Source organism: Methylorubrum aminovorans (assembly GCF_022179725.1).
Taxonomy (GTDB): Bacteria; Pseudomonadota; Alphaproteobacteria; order Rhizobiales; family Beijerinckiaceae; genus Methylobacterium; species Methylobacterium aminovorans.
In genome coordinates this window covers 52510-68146 of record NZ_BPRC01000007.1, presented here as the reverse complement: position 1 = coordinate 68146, position 15637 = coordinate 52510, and the positions used below count along the sequence as shown (strand labels likewise).

Here is a 15637-nt window from a genome sequence, read left to right as displayed (position 1 = left end):
ATCGCAGGTTGAGGCGGCGTCCCTTCTTCCGGTTTGGGTTGATCGAACGTGTCCGGCTCAACCGAGAAGCGAGCGATCGCCGGGTCCGCGGCGGCGCGTCGCTGGCCTGGACTGCATCGCGGCCGCGCGCGGCCTTGCGTCCCGTGCCGCTTGTAGAGCCCGCAGCACTTGGGCTAACCCTCCGGCCCGCCCCGAACTTCCGCGAACGCACCCCGGAACGTCACACGCATGGTCTCCCAACGCCGGGACGCGGACGCGCCCACAAGCATCCTCGAGAGCCTCGCCGGCACCCGCGTGCTGGTGGTGGAGGCGCGCTATTACGACGACATCGCCGACGAGCTGCTGGCAGGCGCCCGCGCCGCGATCGAGGCGGTCGGCGCCGAGGCGCGGATCTTCACGGTGCCCGGCGCCCTCGAAATCCCCGCGGCCATCGCCATCCTGATGGAAGCCGGACGCAAGGCCGGCGGTCCCTACGACGCGGCGGTGGCGCTCGGCTGCGTCATCCGCGGCGAGACGGGGCATTACGACATCGTCGCCGGCGAGAGCGCCCGTGCGCTGATGGACCTCTCCGTGTCCGAGCACCTGCCGCTCGGCAACGGCATCCTCACCGTCGAGACCATGGAGCAGGCGCTCGCCCGTGCCCGGGTCTCCGAGATGAACAAGGGCGGCGGCGCGGCGGAGGCGGCGCTCAGCCTCCTCGCCATCAAGCGCGCTGCCAATCTGGAACCTTCCCGATGACCGAACCCGCCGCGCCGCCGGCCCAGACGCCGGCCTCTTCGAAACCGAACACTCGCACCGGCGCCCGCCTCGCCGTGGTGCAGGCGCTCTACGAGATGGAGATCTCGGACAAGGGCGTGATCGACGCGCTCGCCGAGTTCGAGGCCTTCTGGATCGGCCAGGAGATCGACGGTGTCGCCCACCCACCGGCCGAGATCGCCTTCTTTCGCGACGTGCTGCGCGGCGCCGTCGAGGAGCAGCGCGCCATCGACCCGAAGCTCGACGCGGCGCTGGCCAAGGGCTGGCCCCTGCGCCGTCTCGAGGTGGTGCTGCGCGCGATCCTGCGGGCGGGCGCCTACGAGCTGATGTTCCGCCGCGACGTGCCGGCCAGGGCCGCGATCTCGCAATATGTCGACGTCGCCCACAGCTTCTACGGCGGCGACGAGCCGGGCATGGTCAACGCCGTGCTCGACCGGGTCGGCCGCGAGGTGCGCTCCACCGAGTTCGGCATCCCGGCCGCGCCGAAGAAGGCCTGAGGCGGCGATGGCGCGTGCGGGCGAGGAGGCGCTGATCGCGCGTTACTTCGCGCCGCTCGCCGGCCCCGGCGCCGAGGGCCTGCGCGACGATGCCGCCAGCCTGACGCCGACACTCGGCCACGACCTCGTGGTGACCGCCGACGCCGTCGTCGCCGGGGTGCACTACTTCCCCGACGATCCGCCCGGCTCGATTGCCGTGAAGGCGCTCGGCGTGAACCTTTCGGATCTCGCCGCCAAGGGAGCCCGTCCGCGCGGCTTTCTACTGACGCTGGCCCTGCCGGACGACTGGACCGAGATGTGGCTCGCCACCTTCGCCGAGGGGCTCGGCGCCGCGAGCCGTGCTCATGGCTGCCCGCTTCTCGGCGGCGATACGGTCCGCTCCGACGGTCCGGCGCTCATCGGCATCACCGCCTTCGGCGAGGTGCCATCGGGCACGATGCTGCGGCGTCAGGCGGCGCAGGCCGGCGACCGGCTCTGCGTCAGCGGCAGCATCGGCGACGCGGCGCTCGGGCTCGCCCTGCGGCTCGCGCCCGATCCTGCGCTGGGGGCGTCCCACCGCGACGCTCTGCTCGACCGATACCTCCACCCGCGCCCGCGGCTGGCCCTTATTCCTGCCCTTCGCCGCCACGCCCGCGCGGCCATGGACGTGTCGGACGGACTGGCGGGCGACCTGCGAAAAATGCTCGCCGGCACAGGCCTGACCGCGCGGATCGATGTCCCGGCGGTGCCGCTCTCGGCCGCCGCAGGGGCGGCCATCGCCCGCGAGCCAGGCCGGCTGGCCACGGCGCTGACCGGCGGCGACGATTACGAGATCCTCTGCGCGGTGCCGCCGGACAACCTGTCCGCCTTTCTCGCCGAAGCGCGCGAGGCCGGCGTTCCGGCCGCCGCGATCGGCACGGTCGAATCCGGAGAGGATCCGCCTTGCTTCCTCGATGGGACGGGCCGGGCCATGGACTTCGCCCGCACCGCGTTCAGCCATTTCTGATTTGGCGAGCCGCGAGGCGCACCCTTATTGCGCGGCGTGCGAGGCCTCGATCTCGACCTGCTGCCGGCTGAGCGTCCAGACCCGCTCCTGCAACGCCTCGTCCCGGCTGCGGGCGGAGGCGGCCGTCTCGCGGCATTTGGCGAAGTAGCGTCCGCTCACGCCATCGAGTTCGGGCGCGGTGGCGACGTGGAGCGAGGTCCGGGCGCCCGCCTCGGTCGAGATCAGGAACGGGCGGATCAGGCTCCAGGCGAAGCCGAGCGCGCCGCGGGTGTTCTTGGCGAACTCGCTCGCCACCACGCCCGGATGCACCGCATTGACAGTAACGGGGCTGCCCGCGAGCCGCCGGGCGAGCGCATGGGTGAACAGCACGTTGCCGAGCTTGGCCTGCGCATAGGCTTTCATCGCGGAATAGCGGCGCTCGCCGCCGAGATCGTCGAAATCGATCTGCCCACGGGTATGGGCGGCGGAAGCGAGGTTGACGATGCGGGCGCGGGGCGCGGCTTCGAGCGGTGCGCGCAGCTCGTGCGTCAGCAGCACGTAGGCGAGATGGTCGAGGGCCCAGGTCCGCTCGATTCCATCGACCGTGACGTGACGCTCGGAGAAGATCGCGCCGGCATTGTTCACGAGGATGTCGAGGGCGGGATAATGCGCCCTCACCTCCCCCGCGAGGCGGCGGATCTCGGCCTGGCTCGACAGGTCGGCGAGGAAGACGTCCGCCGCGCCGCCGGTCTCCCGGCGCAGATGCGCGGCGGCGCGTTCGGTGCGCGCGCGGTCGCGCCCGACGAGGCCGACCCGCGCCCCGAGGCGGGCGAGCCCCAGGGCCGTCTCGGCGCCGATCCCGGAGGAGGCGCCGGTAACCAGGGCGGTGCGGCCGTCGAGGCGCACGGATTCAGGGCCGAGGCGTCAGAACACCGCCTGACCGATGGCCAGCGCGATCACCACGATGACGATGGCGAGCACGAGGAACAGGCCGAACAGGATGCGCGCGATCGAGCTCGCGCCGGAGGCGATGCCGGTGAAGCCGAGGGCGCCCGCGACGAGCGAGATGATGAAGGCGATGGCGGCCCACTTGAGAAGCGTCATGGCAGTTCACTCCGATACGAAAGCGGAGCAGTAACTTCCGACGTACCGGCGGCGTTCCGCCGCGCCCTGGGCATTACGCGTTTCGTTCGCGGCCTGCGCGCTGCACCAGCACCTCCGCCAGGGTGTGGTAGAGGCCGCCGCGGCAGACGAGCTTCGACATCGCATCCGCGATCAGCGCGGCGAGCATCAGCGGGATCACCATCGCGTGGTTCTGGGTCATCTCGGTGACGATCACGAACGAGGTGATCGGAGCCTGGAGAACGCCGGTCAGGTAGGCGGTCATGCCGATCAGCACCAGCGCACCCACGGGGACGTCCGCGAGGATGAGGCTCGCCTGGGCGCCGAGCCCGGCGCCGACGGCGAGCGAGGGGGCGAACAGGCCGCCGGGAATGCCGCTGATCGAGGACAGCACGGTGGCCAGGAACTTCAGCGGCGCGAACGCCCAGCGCGGATCGCTCTCGCCGTGCAGGATCTCCCGCGCTTCCTCGTAGCCGGTGCCGTAGACGGCGCCGCCGGAGGCCAATCCGCACAGGGCGACACCGAGTCCGCAGAGCGTGGCGAACAGGATGGGGCGGCGCGCGATCCATGCGCCGGCCCGGCCCGGAAAGCCCTGGGCAAACCCGATCACGATGCGGCTGAACAGCCCGCCGGCGAGCCCGCCCGCCACGCCGAGCACGGGGACTGCGAGCCATCCGGTGCTCAAGGACAGCCCCGCGTCGGACGTGCCGAAATAGGTGTAGTCACCCAGGATCGCCAGAGAGGTCAGGCCCGCCGCGACGATGGCGGCGACGATGAGGGCGCTGCCCCGCCGGTCATAGGCCCGGCCGAGTTCCTCGATGCCGAACACGATTCCGGCGAGCGGCGTGTTGAAGGCGGCGGCGACGCCGGCCGCGCCGCCCGCGAGCAGCAGACCGCGCATCCGCTCCGGGCTGAGCCGGCCGAGAGTGGCCATGATCGCCGCGCCGACCTGCACCGTCGGTCCCTCGCGCCCGATCGAGGCGCCGCACAGGAGGCCGAGACACATCACGACGACCTTGCCCGCCGCAACCTTGAGCGAGATCAGGGCATGGCGCGCCGGCCCGTCGTCGAGGGCGCGGGCGGCGATCACCTGCGGGATGCCGGATCCTTGAGAGTTCGGGAACACGGTCCGGGCCAGCCACGCCGCCAACGCGAAGCCGGCCGGGCAGAGCAGCAGCGCCAGCAGGGGCGAGGCGGTGATTCCGGACCGAAACACCGCCTGCGCCGCATCCGCCGCCTTCGCCATGAGCACCGCGGCCAAGCCGACGCAGATGCCGCCCGCCAGGAACAGACTTCGCCTGCGCCAGGTCGTCCAGGCATCCCCGGACGCATCGCGGAGGCGCTCGAGGGCAAGTCGCGTGTCCGTCGGCCGCAGCAGCATGGAATCGATCGTGCAAGGGGTGGGCCGTCTCGTGCCCATCCTGCCGGTGCCCGCCGTCCGGCACCATGGTCGCCCCGCCGCTATCCCGCGCCGATTCTTGGCCGGGCGCGGGATGAGGGCGCGTACTGCAACAAATGGTCTCGGTTGCGGGACGGATGAGGATCTGCGCGTTTACACCGGATCATGACACCGCCCGCTCGCCGGCGGCCCGCACAGGGCCATCCCGTCGCGGCGGGTGGGTTCGAGCGATGCGCGAAACCGGTGCGAGCCGGATCGCACGGCAGGCAGCCGAGGAGACGGCATGGGGCGGCTGAACACGGTACCCGCGAGCGCTGTCCTTCTCGGCATCGCGGGGCTGATCCCGTTCGTGGGCTTCGCCGCGCTGTCGGTGAGCGGTACGGATGTCGGCCTGGGCACGATCGGCCTCTCGCCGCGCACCATCCTCTCCGCCTACGGTGCGGTGATCGCCTCATTCCTCGGCGGCATCCGCTGGGGCGTCGCGGCGGCGCGCGGCGCCGGCTGGCGCGATTACGTCCTGGCCATCGTGCCCTCGCTGCTGGCCTGGGCGGCTTTGGCCGCCCCGGCGCCATGGGACCTTCGCACCCTCGGCGCCCTGGTCCTGCTCTGGGGCATCGTCGATCAGGACCTCGCCCGCCGCGGCATGGTCCCGAACTGGATGGGCCGGTTGCGTCTGGCCCTGTCGGGGATCGCCGGGGCGGCGCTGTTGGTCGCAGCGTAAGGCGCTGCTCCAACAATCGCCGACGCATTTTGAGCCGCTGCGCGGCGGGCCATCTCGACGAGAGGCACGACCTTACGTCGAGCCAACCGGGATGACCGGTCCCGAACGTGGATGCGGTCTCCTCGTGACCGAGATACTTTTTCTACGCCGACCACAACTTCGACAGGATAACCGCGGGTCAGTCTGTGGCGGCCATGAGCTGCTGATTGGTGACGCTCTGCCCCCAGGCAGCCATGGCATAGAGAATGTCGCGCAGCGATTCACCCAGTGGTGTCAACTCGTACACGACCCTCGGCGGGATTTCAGCATAGACCGTCCGAGTGACGATCCCGTGCGCCTCGAAGCGCCGAAGGCGGTGGGTCAGCGTATGCGCGCTGATACCCTCCAGAGCATCGCGCAGTTCGCTAAATCGGCGCGGCCCTTGGAGTAATTCGCGTACGATCAGCGTGGCCCAAGGCCCGTCAAGGAGAAGCAGAAAGCGTTCCACTCCGCACTCCGGACAACTTTTTTTCCGCGCCAAAAAATCCCTCCATTAGTGCATTTGACGTAACCGATGCTCCATCTGCACTAACATGCCGTCGAACAGAGTTCCGATGCAAGGAGAGGTTCATGGCCGTTGTCGTTCACGGCACCGCCGGCGCTTCGGGCGGTCCGCTCAATGACCGTCTGCTCGCCCGCGATGATCTCGGTGCCAATGGTGCTTGCGTTCGTCGGCCCAAAGGACGGTAGCCGGATCGCGTCGGCGACGCGCAGGACCTCGTCGGCACAGTGATCGCGGCAACTCGGATTCCTCGTCAACCCGGTCAGCGGCTTGATTGTCATCCCGTCGGCACGGGTCCGTAGGTCTCGGAGGGCAGCGCTTCTTGACCCTAATCCGCTGGGTTGGAGAGGCGCCGCCATCGACGAGTGAACGCATTTCCCTGGCCTGCTCTGCTTCGAACCGCGCAGCACCAAGCAACCGCTGCCCCCATCAGCCTGCAACACTTCTGCGGCACTCGTGACGCGGATTATTCGCGCAATATCAGGACGAAAATTATGAGCATCAATCCTTATGGCGACCGCCTGTTCGCCGAATTTTACACCTGCAATGACCCTGACGTCGCCGCTCGGCTGGCGCAGGAGCGGCTGGCGGATGACTTCGTCGACCATTCGCCGGTGTTCGGGGCGACACCGGACAAGGCAGGCTTCACCAGGTCGGTCAGCTTCATCAACAGCGCGTTCCGCCAGGACTATCATGTCGAGCGGACGATCGAGCAAGGCGATACCGTCGTCGCGATCTGGTCGGCGAATGGCGAGCATGTCGGACAGTTCATGCACGTCGCTCCGACGGGAGCGCGGTTCCGACTGAAAGGAATCACGGCCTATGCGCTGCGTGACGGTCGCATCACCGCGCATTGGGAGCAGTTCGACGTGCTCGCCATCCTGATGGCGCTCGGCATCGTTCCGCCGCTCGGCGGGTGAAGTAACGGGCGAGCCGAACAGCATTGCCGCGACCGACGAGGATGCTCTGCGCCGGCCGCCAACTGTGGATGCGATGGGGTATCGCTGCGATCAGATCCAGCAGGAACTGCGCGGCCTCCTCCGTGCGGGCGCTGCCGTGAAGAACTTGGCACGTCGCGCGGCCTTGGCTGCTTAGGGTCAAACGTGTCACCACAGCGCGGGAACGAGCATTTAAAGCATCGTGCTGGATCTGATATCCAGCACGATGCTTGATACTATTGTCTTCGCAGCTTCTTTTTCCGAAAGACAATGGCTGCCTTTCGGGACGATTCTCTAGCTCTCCACGAGTTCGTAACCGGCAGGCAGCTTGTCCAGGGTCGCGATGCTGATATGCGGCCAGACGGCTCTTTCCGGAAGTTCGTCTTCCCGAGGGCGGAAGAAATGCAGCATGACGACCTGTGAGTATTGCAAACGGAGTTTCGGATTGCCCTGCTCGTCCTTCTCCGCCAACTCCTGAATCCAGAACGTCGATTTCATGCTGACCGGTTCGGCCTCGCGAACCGAAAAGGGAACATTCGAGATTCCAGCGCTCTTGCGCGTCGAATCAACGGTCAGCGTCGTCGTCCGAACGATCTCGACGTTCTGGTTCGCGAAACGCAAAATTGCGTTCATGTCGGCCGGGCTGAAGCCAGGAAATCCAGGCACCGTGACATTCCCCATGAAGGGATTGTCGATGTAATGCCGGTACGGTTCGAAATACGGATCGGGATCGGTGGCGGATCTGAAATCATAGTCCGGAGTCGTGACATCCTCGAACCGGCCCGAGGGTAGGCCGCTGATGGGCGGGATCGGCGGCATGCCGTGGTGCACCTCCGACTTGCCGAGGGCCAGGACGGAATTTCCGTGCGGGATCGAGGCCAGCCGCGCGACGTCGAGCTCGACCTCGGACACCGCATCGCCCTCGATCTGATCGTCCGTGCTCCGGCGGTTCTTCTCGTAGAGCCACAGGCCGGGTTCGTGGTGGATCGGCAGTCCGACCGGGCCGGCCAAGCCGCCGCTGCTCGGCCGATCTTCCGCAGCGATTTGTGCGATCTTCTGCTGATAATCGAGAGTGACGACGAATTGGTCGAAGTCGGGCTGGCTCGGCCTCGAAAGCCCGCGATTGGGAACATCGTCGTCGACGAACGTGAACTGAAGCTCCTCGTCGTACTGGTTCATCAGCACGCGGAACTTGAATCCGGCCGGCGGCGCCGGAGCCTTGTGGAACGGGAGGGCGATCATGTTCCAGCCCGTACCCTTTCCGGTCCAAACGCCCAGCAATTGTTCGAGAGGGCCAAGTTCCCGTGGCGGCGCGACACCCCGGCTGGTCAAACTGCGGGTACGAATGGGGCGCGGTGTGACGACTTCGGAAAACTTGCGGGTTCTGCGTTCGGGATTGTTGCCGGCAGCCATCGCACCTGTCCTCCCATGAGGACGGCACCATCGCAGAAGACGATTTTGCTGCCTTGCGCGCGAAAGTAGTAGTCGCAAGGTGATTTTGGATCAAAAGATGTGGGCGGCCTACGCGCTCGGATTTGCCATGAGTGCACTTCCTTTCGGTCGATCTGCCCTATGTCTGCGATACGGTCTCCGCTTGATCAAAGCGGAGACCGTATCGCTGAGCCCACGCGGCGCTTGAGCGAAGCCCAAATCCGCCATCCCGAAGGGATCAACCGGATGTGGTGTGACGTCCCTCAATCCCGCCCGAGCATGGATCGTCCGATCGCGAAGACGCGCCCGTCGCCGAGCAGGTAGGCCGTGAACCCTTTGGGGAAGAGCGGCTCGAAGGCGGCGTCGCGCACGTTGAGGCCGCCGGTATAGGCGCCGAAGGCCGGCATCACGAGACGGTGGCCATCGCCGACGAAGCAGCGGCGGCGCACGGATCGGCCGCGCATCGTCACCTTGCCGCAGGGGTGGAGATGGCCGGCGATCTCGCCCGCCCCGGCCCCCGCCAGCGGCTCGTGGCGCAAGGTCAGGCCGCCGAGGGACATCGTCTCGCAATAGCGCCCGCCGACGCCCTCGCTCACCGCCGCGTCGTGATTGCCGGCGATCCAGACCCAGTCGCGGCCCTCCTGCAGCGCGGCGATCATCGCCCGGTCGCCGGGCTCCATCCGCTCCGGGCCGCGGGCATCGTGGAAGGAATCGCCCAGCGCGACGACGCAGGCCGGATCGAGCCGCTGGATCACCTCATGCAGGCAGGCAAGCGTCTCGCGCGTGTCGTAGGGCGGCAGGAACTGGCCCGAGCGGGCAGCGAATGACGAGCCCTTCTCCAGGTGCAGGTCCGACACCACCAGGGTGCGGTATTCGGGCAGCCACAGGGCGCCGGTGCGGTCGAGGCTCACAGCCTCGCCGGCGAGCGCAAGGTCGGTGCCCTTCACGGTCTTCTCGAGTCTCTGGCCGAGTGCCACGTCGTTGTCCCAAGCTTCGCGGAGGGGGCGACCGGCCCGCGTCAGCCGAGCGCTTCCTGCAGCAGCTCGGCTTCGGCCTCAGCCAGGATCTCGTCGGCCCCCTCCCCGTAGACCCGCTCGCGCCCGATTTCGAGCATGACGGACACGGAGAGTGGCGAGACCCGGTCGAGCGCCCTGTGGGTGATTCGCCCCCGGATACGCCTCAGCATCATGCCGAGGCGGGTCACGTCGAGGAGTCCGGTTGCCGCATCCTGCCGTGCGGCGCGCAGGAGCAGGTGGTCGGGCTGGTGGCGGCGCAGCACGTCGTAGATCAAGTCGGTCGAGATCGTGACCTGCCGGCCGGTCTTCTTCTGGCCGGGAAAGCGCCGCTCGATCAGCCCGGCGATCACCGCGCACTGGCGAAACGTGCGCTTCATCATCGCCGATTCGTCGAGCCACGCCTCCAAGTCGTCGCCGAGCATGTCCTCGTCGAACAGGGCCTCCATGAAACCGGGCGAGAGCGCGGCCCGTTCGCTGACATCCTTCGTGCACCAGATGGCGATGCCGTAATCGTTGGCGGCGAACCCGAGCGGGCGCAGCCGGGCGCGCTCCAGGCGCCGGGTCAGCAGCATGCCCAGCGTCTGGTGGGCGAGCCGCCCCTCGAACGGGAAGGCGGTGAGATAGTGGCGCCCGGCTCGGGCGAAGGTTTCGACCAGGAGGTCGCGCTCCCCCGGCAGGGCCGAGTGCCGGCGCTGCTGCGCGAGGTAGTCCGAGAGCTGGCGCGGCAGCCGGTCCCACTCGAACGGGTCGGCGATGATGGCTCGCACCCGCGCGGCGAGGAAGGTCGAGAGCGGGAACTTCGCGCCGGCATAGGACGGGATCGCCGGGTCGGTGCCGGGCCCGGCCCGCGTCACGAGGCACTCGTCCTCGGCGAGCCCTTCGAAGCGCAGGACCTCGCCCGCGAACAGGAAGGTGTCTCCGACGGTGAGCGTCTCGGCGAAATCCTCCTCGACTTCGCCCAGCGTCCGCCCACCCTTGGGGAGCACGGTGCCGGGCTTGGAGCGCAGGCTGCGGGCCATGCGCACCTTGATATGCGTCGCCTCGATGATGGTGCCGATGTTCATGCGGTATTGTTGTGCCACCCGCGCATCGCGCACCCGCCACTTGCCGTCCGGCCCGCGCAGGATCTTGGCGAAGCGCTCGTAGGCGCGCAGGGCGTAGCCGCCGGTGGCGACGTAATCGACCACCGCCTCGAAATCCTCCCAGGACAGGCTCGCATAGGGCGCGGCGGAGATGATCTCCCCGTAGAGTTCGAGCGGATCGAACGCGTCGGCGCAGGCCATGCCGAGCACGTGTTGGGCCAGCACGTCAGGGGCGCCGAGGCGGGCATCGGGCGTGTCCTGGGCCGCCTCCTCCACCGCGTCGAGGGCGGCGCGGCATTCCAGCATCTCGAAGCGGTTGCCGGGGACGAGATAGGCCTTCGAGGGCTCGTCCATGCGGTGATTGGCCCGGCCGATCCGTTGCATGATCCGGCTCGCGCCCTTCGGCGCGCCGACATTGACCACGAGATCGACGTCGCCCCAGTCGATGCCGAGATCGAGGGTCGCGGTGCAGACGATGGCGCGCAATTGCCCCGCCGCCATCGCCGCCTCAACCCGGCGGCGCTGCGAGGCGTCGAGCGAGCCGTGATGCAGGGCGATCGGCAGCGTGTCGTCGTTGAGCCGCCACAGCTCCTGGAACGTGTATTCCGCCTGGAGGCGGGTGTTGACGAAGACGAGCACCATGCGGTGCGCCCGGATCAGGTCGTAGATCGCCGGCATGGCGTGCCGAGCGGTGTGGCCGGAGAGCGGGAGCGTGCGGCCGATCTCGAGCATGTGCAGGTCGGGCTTGGCGCCGCCCTTCACCACGACGAGATCGGCCCGGCGGTCTTCGCCCGGCACTTGGCCGACGAGGTATTTCCGCAGCTCGTCCGGCTCCCGCACCGTGGCCGAGAGGCCGAGGGCGCGGGCCTCCGGCGCCAGCCGCCGCACGCGGGCGAGCGCCAGGGAGAGAAGATCGCCGCGCTTCGAGGTGACGAGGGCATGCAACTCGTCGAGTACGACCGTCTTCAGCCCGGCGAAAAATGCTTCCGCCTCGCGATGGGCGAGCAGGAGCGAGAGCTGTTCGGGGGTGGTGAGCAGGATGTCGGGCGGGCGCTGGATCTGGCGCGCGCGCTTGTGGGCCGGGGTATCGCCGGTGCGGGTCTCGACGGTCACGGGAAGCCCGATGTCTTCGATCGGCGCTTCGAGGTTGCGGGCGATGTCGACCGCGAGCGCCTTGAGCGGCGAGACGTAGAGGGTGTGAAGGCCGCGCGCCTTGCCCTTCTCGCCGCCCTTCCCGGTGCCCTTGTGCTCGCTCAGTTCGACGAGGCTCGGCAGGAAGCCGGCCAGCGTCTTGCCGGCTCCCGTGGGCGCGACGAGCAGCGCCGAGCGTCCGGCTTGGACGGTCGCGAGCAGTTCGAGCTGATGCGGGCGGGGCGCCCAGCCGCGCGAGGCGAACCACGCGGAGAAAGACGGCGGAAGGACTGGAGGCGCGGGCACCCGGCTCAGGTAGGACGGCGGCGGCGCGGCGTCACCGCGTCACGCCAGCGCCATCAGGAAGCGGTCGATCAGTTCCAGGGCCCGCTCGGTGAGCGCGCCGGGATAGCGCACGAAGATGTGGCAGCCGCCGGCATAGACCGCGGTGTGGCCGCCGTTATTGGCCGCCGCCCAGCGCGCCGACATGTAGAGCGTGTCGTCCAAGAGCGGGTCGGCGGTGCCGACCGTGAACAGCGCCGGCGGCAGACCCTTCAGGTCGGCATAGAGCGGCGAGACGTCGGGTCGGCGGCGATCGATGCCCTCGCGGACGTAGCCGTCGGCGAAGCGCTTCAGGTCGGTGGAGTTGATGACGAGCCGCTCGTCGCCCCACAGCCGCACGCTTGGGGTCAGGCCGAGATCGTAGAAGCCGGCATTGAGGTTGGCGCCGCGGAAGGCGCGGGGCAGGCCGTGGCGGTCGCGCAGGCGCAGTAGCGTCATCACCGCAAGATGGGCCCCGACCGACTCGCCGCCGATGGTCAGCGCGTGGACGCCGAGTTCCGCCTTGCCGGGACCGGCGAGCCAGAGGGCCGCGGCCTCGCAATCCTCGAGTGCGGCTGGATAGGGATGCTCTGGCGCCAGCCGGTACTCCACCGAGAGGCAGACGAAGCCGCAAGTATCGGCGATGCGCTCGAGCCAGGGGTCCTGCTCGTCGGCCGCGCCCCAGACCCAGCCGCCGCGGTGGATGTGGAGGTAAGCGCCGCGCGCCTTGCCCTGCGGGCGGATGACGCGCAGCGCCAGCGGGCCGCCCGGCCCCTCGATGGTCACGATCTCGGCGCGCGGGCTGCGCGGCATCGCGGGGGAGGCCTGTGTCCCCGCCCGGCGCCGCGCCCGCACCTCCTCGATCGGCAGCGACCACGGATCGGCCTGCGCCGCGTGCGCGGCCACGATCTCAGCGTTGAGCGCCTTCGTCTCGGCATCGATGGTCGCCGGGTCGAACAGAGCGTGGTCGATCATGGCCTTCGTCAGGTCGCGTGAGGTGGGAGCGTTGAAGCCGGCAGGGCGAGATTGAGCCTGCCATCTTGAGCGGAACGTTCGAGGATGCCATCTGGCTGCTACCCCGAATGCGTCGAATGCGAAGATCGATCCGCGGTTTCGCATGAGTGTGGCGGAGAGGCAACTCAGTTGCAGGGTTGCCACGAAGTCCTGAGGATCTGGCGAGGATACCGACCGACATGATCGGCGATCACGACACCCGACGCCGCGCTCCGCTCGAAGCCGGCCCCTATCCGGCCGATCCGCGCCATGGTGAGCCGCGCCGCCGCTCCGGGCTCAACCGCTTCCTCGGTGGCTCCCCGGTGGCCGTGTTCGTGAAGCTGCTGTTCCTGTCCGTGCTTGTCGGCGCGGTGATGGCGATGTTCGGCCTGACGCCGGGCCTGCTGTTCTGGCAGCTCTACGATCTCTCCCGGTCGCTGATCGATCTCGGGCTCGAGACCTTCCACGATTTCGGACGCTGGATCCTGGCGGGTGCGGTGGTGGTGGTGCCGATCTGGTTCATCGCCCGCCTGCTCACCGTCTCGCGCGATCGCTGAGGCTTTCGCCGCGGGTTTCGACCGCCCGGTCCCGCGCCACTGCGACACAGCAACAGCTTAGAACCGTTCCGATTGCCTCGCCTGCGCGAACGGTTCTAAGAGACGTAAAGAGAAGCAAGAAACCGCATCGAGGCGCGTCGTGCAGACCAATTTCGCTCCCGAGCAGCTCGCCGACCCCGCCATGGCGGCCTCGGAGAAGATCCTGCGCACCTGCGTTCATTGCGGGTTCTGCACCGCGACTTGCCCGACCTACCTCCTGCTCGGCGACGAACTCGATTCACCGCGCGGCCGCATCTACCTGATCAAGGATATGCTGGAGGGTGGCAAACCGGCGAGCCGCGAGGTGGTGAAGCACGTCGATCGCTGCCTCTCCTGCCTCTCCTGCATGACGACCTGCCCGTCGGGGGTGCATTACATGCACCTCGTCGATCATGCCCGCACGCATATCGAGAAGACCTACCGGCGCCCGCTCTCCGACCGGCTGCTGCGCACGGTGCTGGCGCTGGTTCTGCCCTATCCGAACCGCTTCCGGATGGCACTGCTCGCGGCCAAGGTCGGGGCGCCGTTGCGGCCCCTCGTCGCCCGGCTGCCGCGGGTCGGCAACCGGCTCGCGGCGATGCTGGACCTGGCGCCCGCGCAACTGCCCAACCGCAACCGGACCGACCGGCCCGGCACCTTCCCCGCCGATCCCTCGGCGCAGGAGATCAGCGCGCTGTTCCAGACCGGCGAGGACAAAGGCCCGGCCGAGCGCCGCGGCCGGGTCGCGCTCCTGCGCGGCTGTGCCCAGAGCGTGCTGCGGCCGGACTTCAACGAGGCGGCGATCCGTCTGCTCAACCGTCACGGCGTCGAGGTGGTCCACCCCAAGGGCGAGGGCTGCTGCGGCGCACTGACCCACCATATGGGCCGGGAAGACTCCGCCCACGCTCATGCCAAGGGCACCATCGACGCCTGGATCGCCGAGATGGACGGGCCCGGCCTCGATGCCATCGTGGTCACGGCGTCCGGTTGCGGCACGACGATCAAGGATTACGGCTTCATGTTCCGCGACGACCCGGCCTATGCCGAGAAGGCGGCGCGGGTGTCGGCGATCGCGAGGGATGTGACCGAGTACATGGCCGAGATCGGCCTGCTGCCCCCCGTGGAGGACACCGACCTCGTGGTCGCCTACCATTCCGCCTGCTCGATGCAGCACGGTCAGGCGATCCGGACCGAGCCCAAAACCCTTCTCAAGAAGGCGGGCTTCACGGTGAAGGACGTGCCGGAGGGGCACATCTGCTGCGGCTCGGCCGGCACCTACAACATCCTCCAGCCGGAAATCGCCGCGCGCCTGCGCGACCGCAAGGTGGCCAATATCGAGCGCGTGAAGCCGGACCTGATCGCCACCGGCAATATCGGCTGCGCCACCCAGATCGGGAAAGGCACCGACATCCCGATCCTGCACACGGTCGAGCTGCTCGATTGGGCGACCGGCGGCCCGCGGCCGGAAGCTCTGGCGAATCTTCCCGCGCGCCCGGCGCCTGTCCGGGCACACGCGTAAGGTCAAGATTAAGTTTTGCGCCGTGCACAATTGCGTGGCGCCCCTTCCTTGACCTCGCTGCAGGTGCGAATTAGGCCCGCAACCAGTGTCGGCCCGAGATCGTTTGCAGCCTCATGACAGAAAACCCGACAGAGTTGCCCGTCGTCCTCCTCGTTGAAGACGACGGCCTGCTGCTGATGGAAGCCTCCGATACGCTGGCGGAGGCCGGGTTCAACGTCCTCGAAGCGCATCATGCCGACAAGGCCCTCGACGTGCTTCAGGACCGGCCCGACGTCGAGATCCTGATGACCGACGTCGACATGCCGATGGGCTCGATGGACGGCTTCGCGCTCGCCCGTGTCGTCGCCCACCGATGGCCGGACATCCCGGTGCTGATCGTCTCCGGCATGGGCACGCCCGGCCCCGGCGACATGCCGGAGGGCGCCCGCTTCATCCCGAAGCCCTACGCACCGACCATGCTGGTGCGCACCCTCAAGGCCTGTCTCAAGCGCGCGGCCTGACGCATCCGCCCAGACGTTTCGCGCATGGCGGATGCGCGCGGGGGCCGATCGCGGGTTTCGCCGCGGGCCGTTTCACGGCAGAAGGCGGGTGAGAGTGGCGCGCCGCCTTGCGCGCCGACAGACCGATCAGT

Annotated in this window: 17 protein-coding genes; 8 read left to right on the top strand and 9 right to left on the bottom strand. The window is 68.6% G+C overall.

All coding sequences use genetic code 11. The features are described 5' to 3' along the window. Positions 1-228: 228 nt before the first annotated feature. The 3 genes from ribH to thiL are packed head-to-tail and all read left to right on the top strand — an operon-like array spanning position 229 to position 2238. Complete coding sequence (gene ribH / locus MFF24_RS11790; protein ID WP_238224620.1) at positions 229-738, top strand: 6,7-dimethyl-8-ribityllumazine synthase; 510 nt, start codon at positions 229-231, stop codon at positions 736-738. Further along, positions 735-1253, top strand: coding sequence for a transcription antitermination factor NusB (gene nusB, locus MFF24_RS11785; protein ID WP_108941009.1), 519 nt, complete (start codon positions 735-737; stop codon positions 1251-1253). Before ribH ends, nusB begins: the two co-directional genes overlap by 4 nt. 7 nt (positions 1254-1260) lie before the next feature. Next, entirely contained in the window at positions 1261-2238 is a 978-nt protein-coding gene (gene thiL / locus MFF24_RS11780) for a thiamine-phosphate kinase (RefSeq protein ID WP_238224619.1), read from the top strand. Positions 2239-2262: 24 nt separating this feature from the next. On the opposite strand, the gene MFF24_RS11775 is transcribed toward thiL, so the two are convergent. From MFF24_RS11775 to MFF24_RS11765, 3 genes are all read right to left on the bottom strand, one after another. Further along, a complete protein-coding gene (locus MFF24_RS11775; protein WP_238224617.1) occupies positions 2263-3123 on the bottom strand; it encodes an SDR family oxidoreductase in 861 nt (286 codons plus the stop codon). An 18-nt stretch (positions 3124-3141) separates the two neighbouring features. Further along, the gene (locus MFF24_RS11770; RefSeq protein ID WP_133090945.1) at positions 3142-3321 is read right to left on the bottom strand and encodes a DUF1328 domain-containing protein; all 180 of its coding nucleotides are present in this window, start codon (positions 3319-3321) and stop codon (positions 3142-3144) included. A gap of 73 nt (positions 3322-3394) precedes the next feature. Further along, positions 3395-4720, bottom strand: a complete 1326-nt coding sequence (locus MFF24_RS11765) for a chloride channel protein (RefSeq protein WP_238224616.1) — start codon at positions 4718-4720, stop codon at positions 3395-3397. A 301-nt stretch (positions 4721-5021) separates the two neighbouring features. Between MFF24_RS11765 and MFF24_RS11760 the strand changes: the two genes are divergently transcribed. Further along, positions 5022-5459 (top strand): DUF3429 domain-containing protein, encoded by a 438-nt coding sequence (locus MFF24_RS11760; protein ID WP_108941004.1) that lies wholly within the window; start codon positions 5022-5024, stop codon positions 5457-5459. 178 nt (positions 5460-5637) lie between these two features. Here MFF24_RS11760 and MFF24_RS11755 read toward each other — a convergent pair whose 3' ends face one another. Then, complete coding sequence (locus MFF24_RS11755; protein ID WP_197711569.1) at positions 5638-5946, bottom strand: winged helix-turn-helix transcriptional regulator; 309 nt, start codon at positions 5944-5946, stop codon at positions 5638-5640. Positions 5947-6026: 80 nt separating this feature from the next. After that, the gene (locus tag MFF24_RS11750) at positions 6027-6281 is read right to left on the bottom strand and encodes a hypothetical protein (protein ID WP_238224615.1); all 255 of its coding nucleotides are present in this window, start codon (positions 6279-6281) and stop codon (positions 6027-6029) included. An 84-nt stretch (positions 6282-6365) separates the two neighbouring features. Between MFF24_RS11750 and MFF24_RS11745 the strand changes: the two genes are divergently transcribed. Continuing rightward, positions 6366-6920 carry an ester cyclase gene (locus MFF24_RS11745; protein WP_238224614.1) on the top strand — a complete coding sequence of 185 codons (555 nt, stop codon included), beginning with the start codon at positions 6366-6368 and terminating at the stop codon, positions 6918-6920. Positions 6921-7232: 312 nt separating this feature from the next. Here MFF24_RS11745 and MFF24_RS11740 read toward each other — a convergent pair whose 3' ends face one another. From MFF24_RS11740 to MFF24_RS11725, 4 genes are all read right to left on the bottom strand, one after another. After that, entirely contained in the window at positions 7233-8351 is a 1119-nt protein-coding gene (locus tag MFF24_RS11740; RefSeq protein ID WP_238224613.1) for a heme-binding protein, read from the bottom strand. Between the two features lie 281 nt (positions 8352-8632). Then, entirely contained in the window at positions 8633-9346 is a 714-nt protein-coding gene (pdeM, locus tag MFF24_RS11735; RefSeq protein ID WP_238224612.1) for a ligase-associated DNA damage response endonuclease PdeM, read from the bottom strand. Between the two features lie 41 nt (positions 9347-9387). After that, on the bottom strand, positions 9388-11904 hold the full coding sequence (locus tag MFF24_RS11730; RefSeq protein WP_238224611.1) for a ligase-associated DNA damage response DEXH box helicase: 2517 nt from the start codon (positions 11902-11904) through the stop codon (positions 9388-9390). A gap of 39 nt (positions 11905-11943) precedes the next feature. Further along, positions 11944-12894, bottom strand: a complete 951-nt coding sequence (locus MFF24_RS11725) for an alpha/beta hydrolase (protein WP_108940998.1) — start codon at positions 12892-12894, stop codon at positions 11944-11946. A gap of 218 nt (positions 12895-13112) precedes the next feature. Between MFF24_RS11725 and MFF24_RS11720 the strand changes: the two genes are divergently transcribed. The 3 genes from MFF24_RS11720 to MFF24_RS11710 all read left to right on the top strand — a co-directional run bounded on the left by MFF24_RS11720 (position 13113) and on the right by MFF24_RS11710 (position 15506). Beyond that, on the top strand, positions 13113-13469 hold the full coding sequence (locus MFF24_RS11720; protein ID WP_108940997.1) for a DUF6460 domain-containing protein: 357 nt from the start codon (positions 13113-13115) through the stop codon (positions 13467-13469). Between the two features lie 139 nt (positions 13470-13608). Further along, positions 13609-15006: a heterodisulfide reductase-related iron-sulfur binding cluster gene (locus MFF24_RS11715; RefSeq protein WP_108940996.1), complete on the top strand. Its 1398-nt coding sequence runs from the start codon at positions 13609-13611 to the stop codon at positions 15004-15006. A gap of 113 nt (positions 15007-15119) precedes the next feature. Beyond that, complete coding sequence (locus MFF24_RS11710; protein WP_108940995.1) at positions 15120-15506, top strand: response regulator; 387 nt, start codon at positions 15120-15122, stop codon at positions 15504-15506. Positions 15507-15637 lie beyond the last annotated feature (131 nt).

Excerpts from the sequence above, each read along its gene's own strand:
- MFF24_RS11740 (WP_238224613.1), bottom strand. The coding sequence starts at position 8,351 with ATGGCTGCCGGCAACAATCCCGAACGCAGAACCCGCAAGTTTTCCGAA.
- MFF24_RS11760 (WP_108941004.1), top strand. The coding sequence starts at position 5,022 with ATGGGGCGGCTGAACACGGTACCCGCGAGCGCTGTCCTTCTCGGCATC.
- MFF24_RS11770 (WP_133090945.1), bottom strand. The coding sequence starts at position 3,321 with ATGACGCTTCTCAAGTGGGCCGCCATCGCCTTCATCATCTCGCTCGTC.
- nusB (WP_108941009.1), top strand. The coding sequence starts at position 735 with ATGACCGAACCCGCCGCGCCGCCGGCCCAGACGCCGGCCTCTTCGAAA.
- MFF24_RS11750 (WP_238224615.1), bottom strand. The coding sequence starts at position 6,281 with ATGACAATCAAGCCGCTGACCGGGTTGACGAGGAATCCGAGTTGCCGC.
- MFF24_RS11765 (WP_238224616.1), bottom strand. The coding sequence starts at position 4,720 with ATGCTGCTGCGGCCGACGGACACGCGACTTGCCCTCGAGCGCCTCCGC.
- thiL (WP_238224619.1), top strand. The coding sequence starts at position 1,261 with ATGGCGCGTGCGGGCGAGGAGGCGCTGATCGCGCGTTACTTCGCGCCG.
- ribH (WP_238224620.1), top strand. The coding sequence starts at position 229 with ATGGTCTCCCAACGCCGGGACGCGGACGCGCCCACAAGCATCCTCGAG.
- MFF24_RS11725 (WP_108940998.1), bottom strand. The coding sequence starts at position 12,894 with ATGATCGACCACGCTCTGTTCGACCCGGCGACCATCGATGCCGAGACG.
- MFF24_RS11720 (WP_108940997.1), top strand. The coding sequence starts at position 13,113 with ATGATCGGCGATCACGACACCCGACGCCGCGCTCCGCTCGAAGCCGGC.
- MFF24_RS11710 (WP_108940995.1), top strand. The coding sequence starts at position 15,120 with ATGACAGAAAACCCGACAGAGTTGCCCGTCGTCCTCCTCGTTGAAGAC.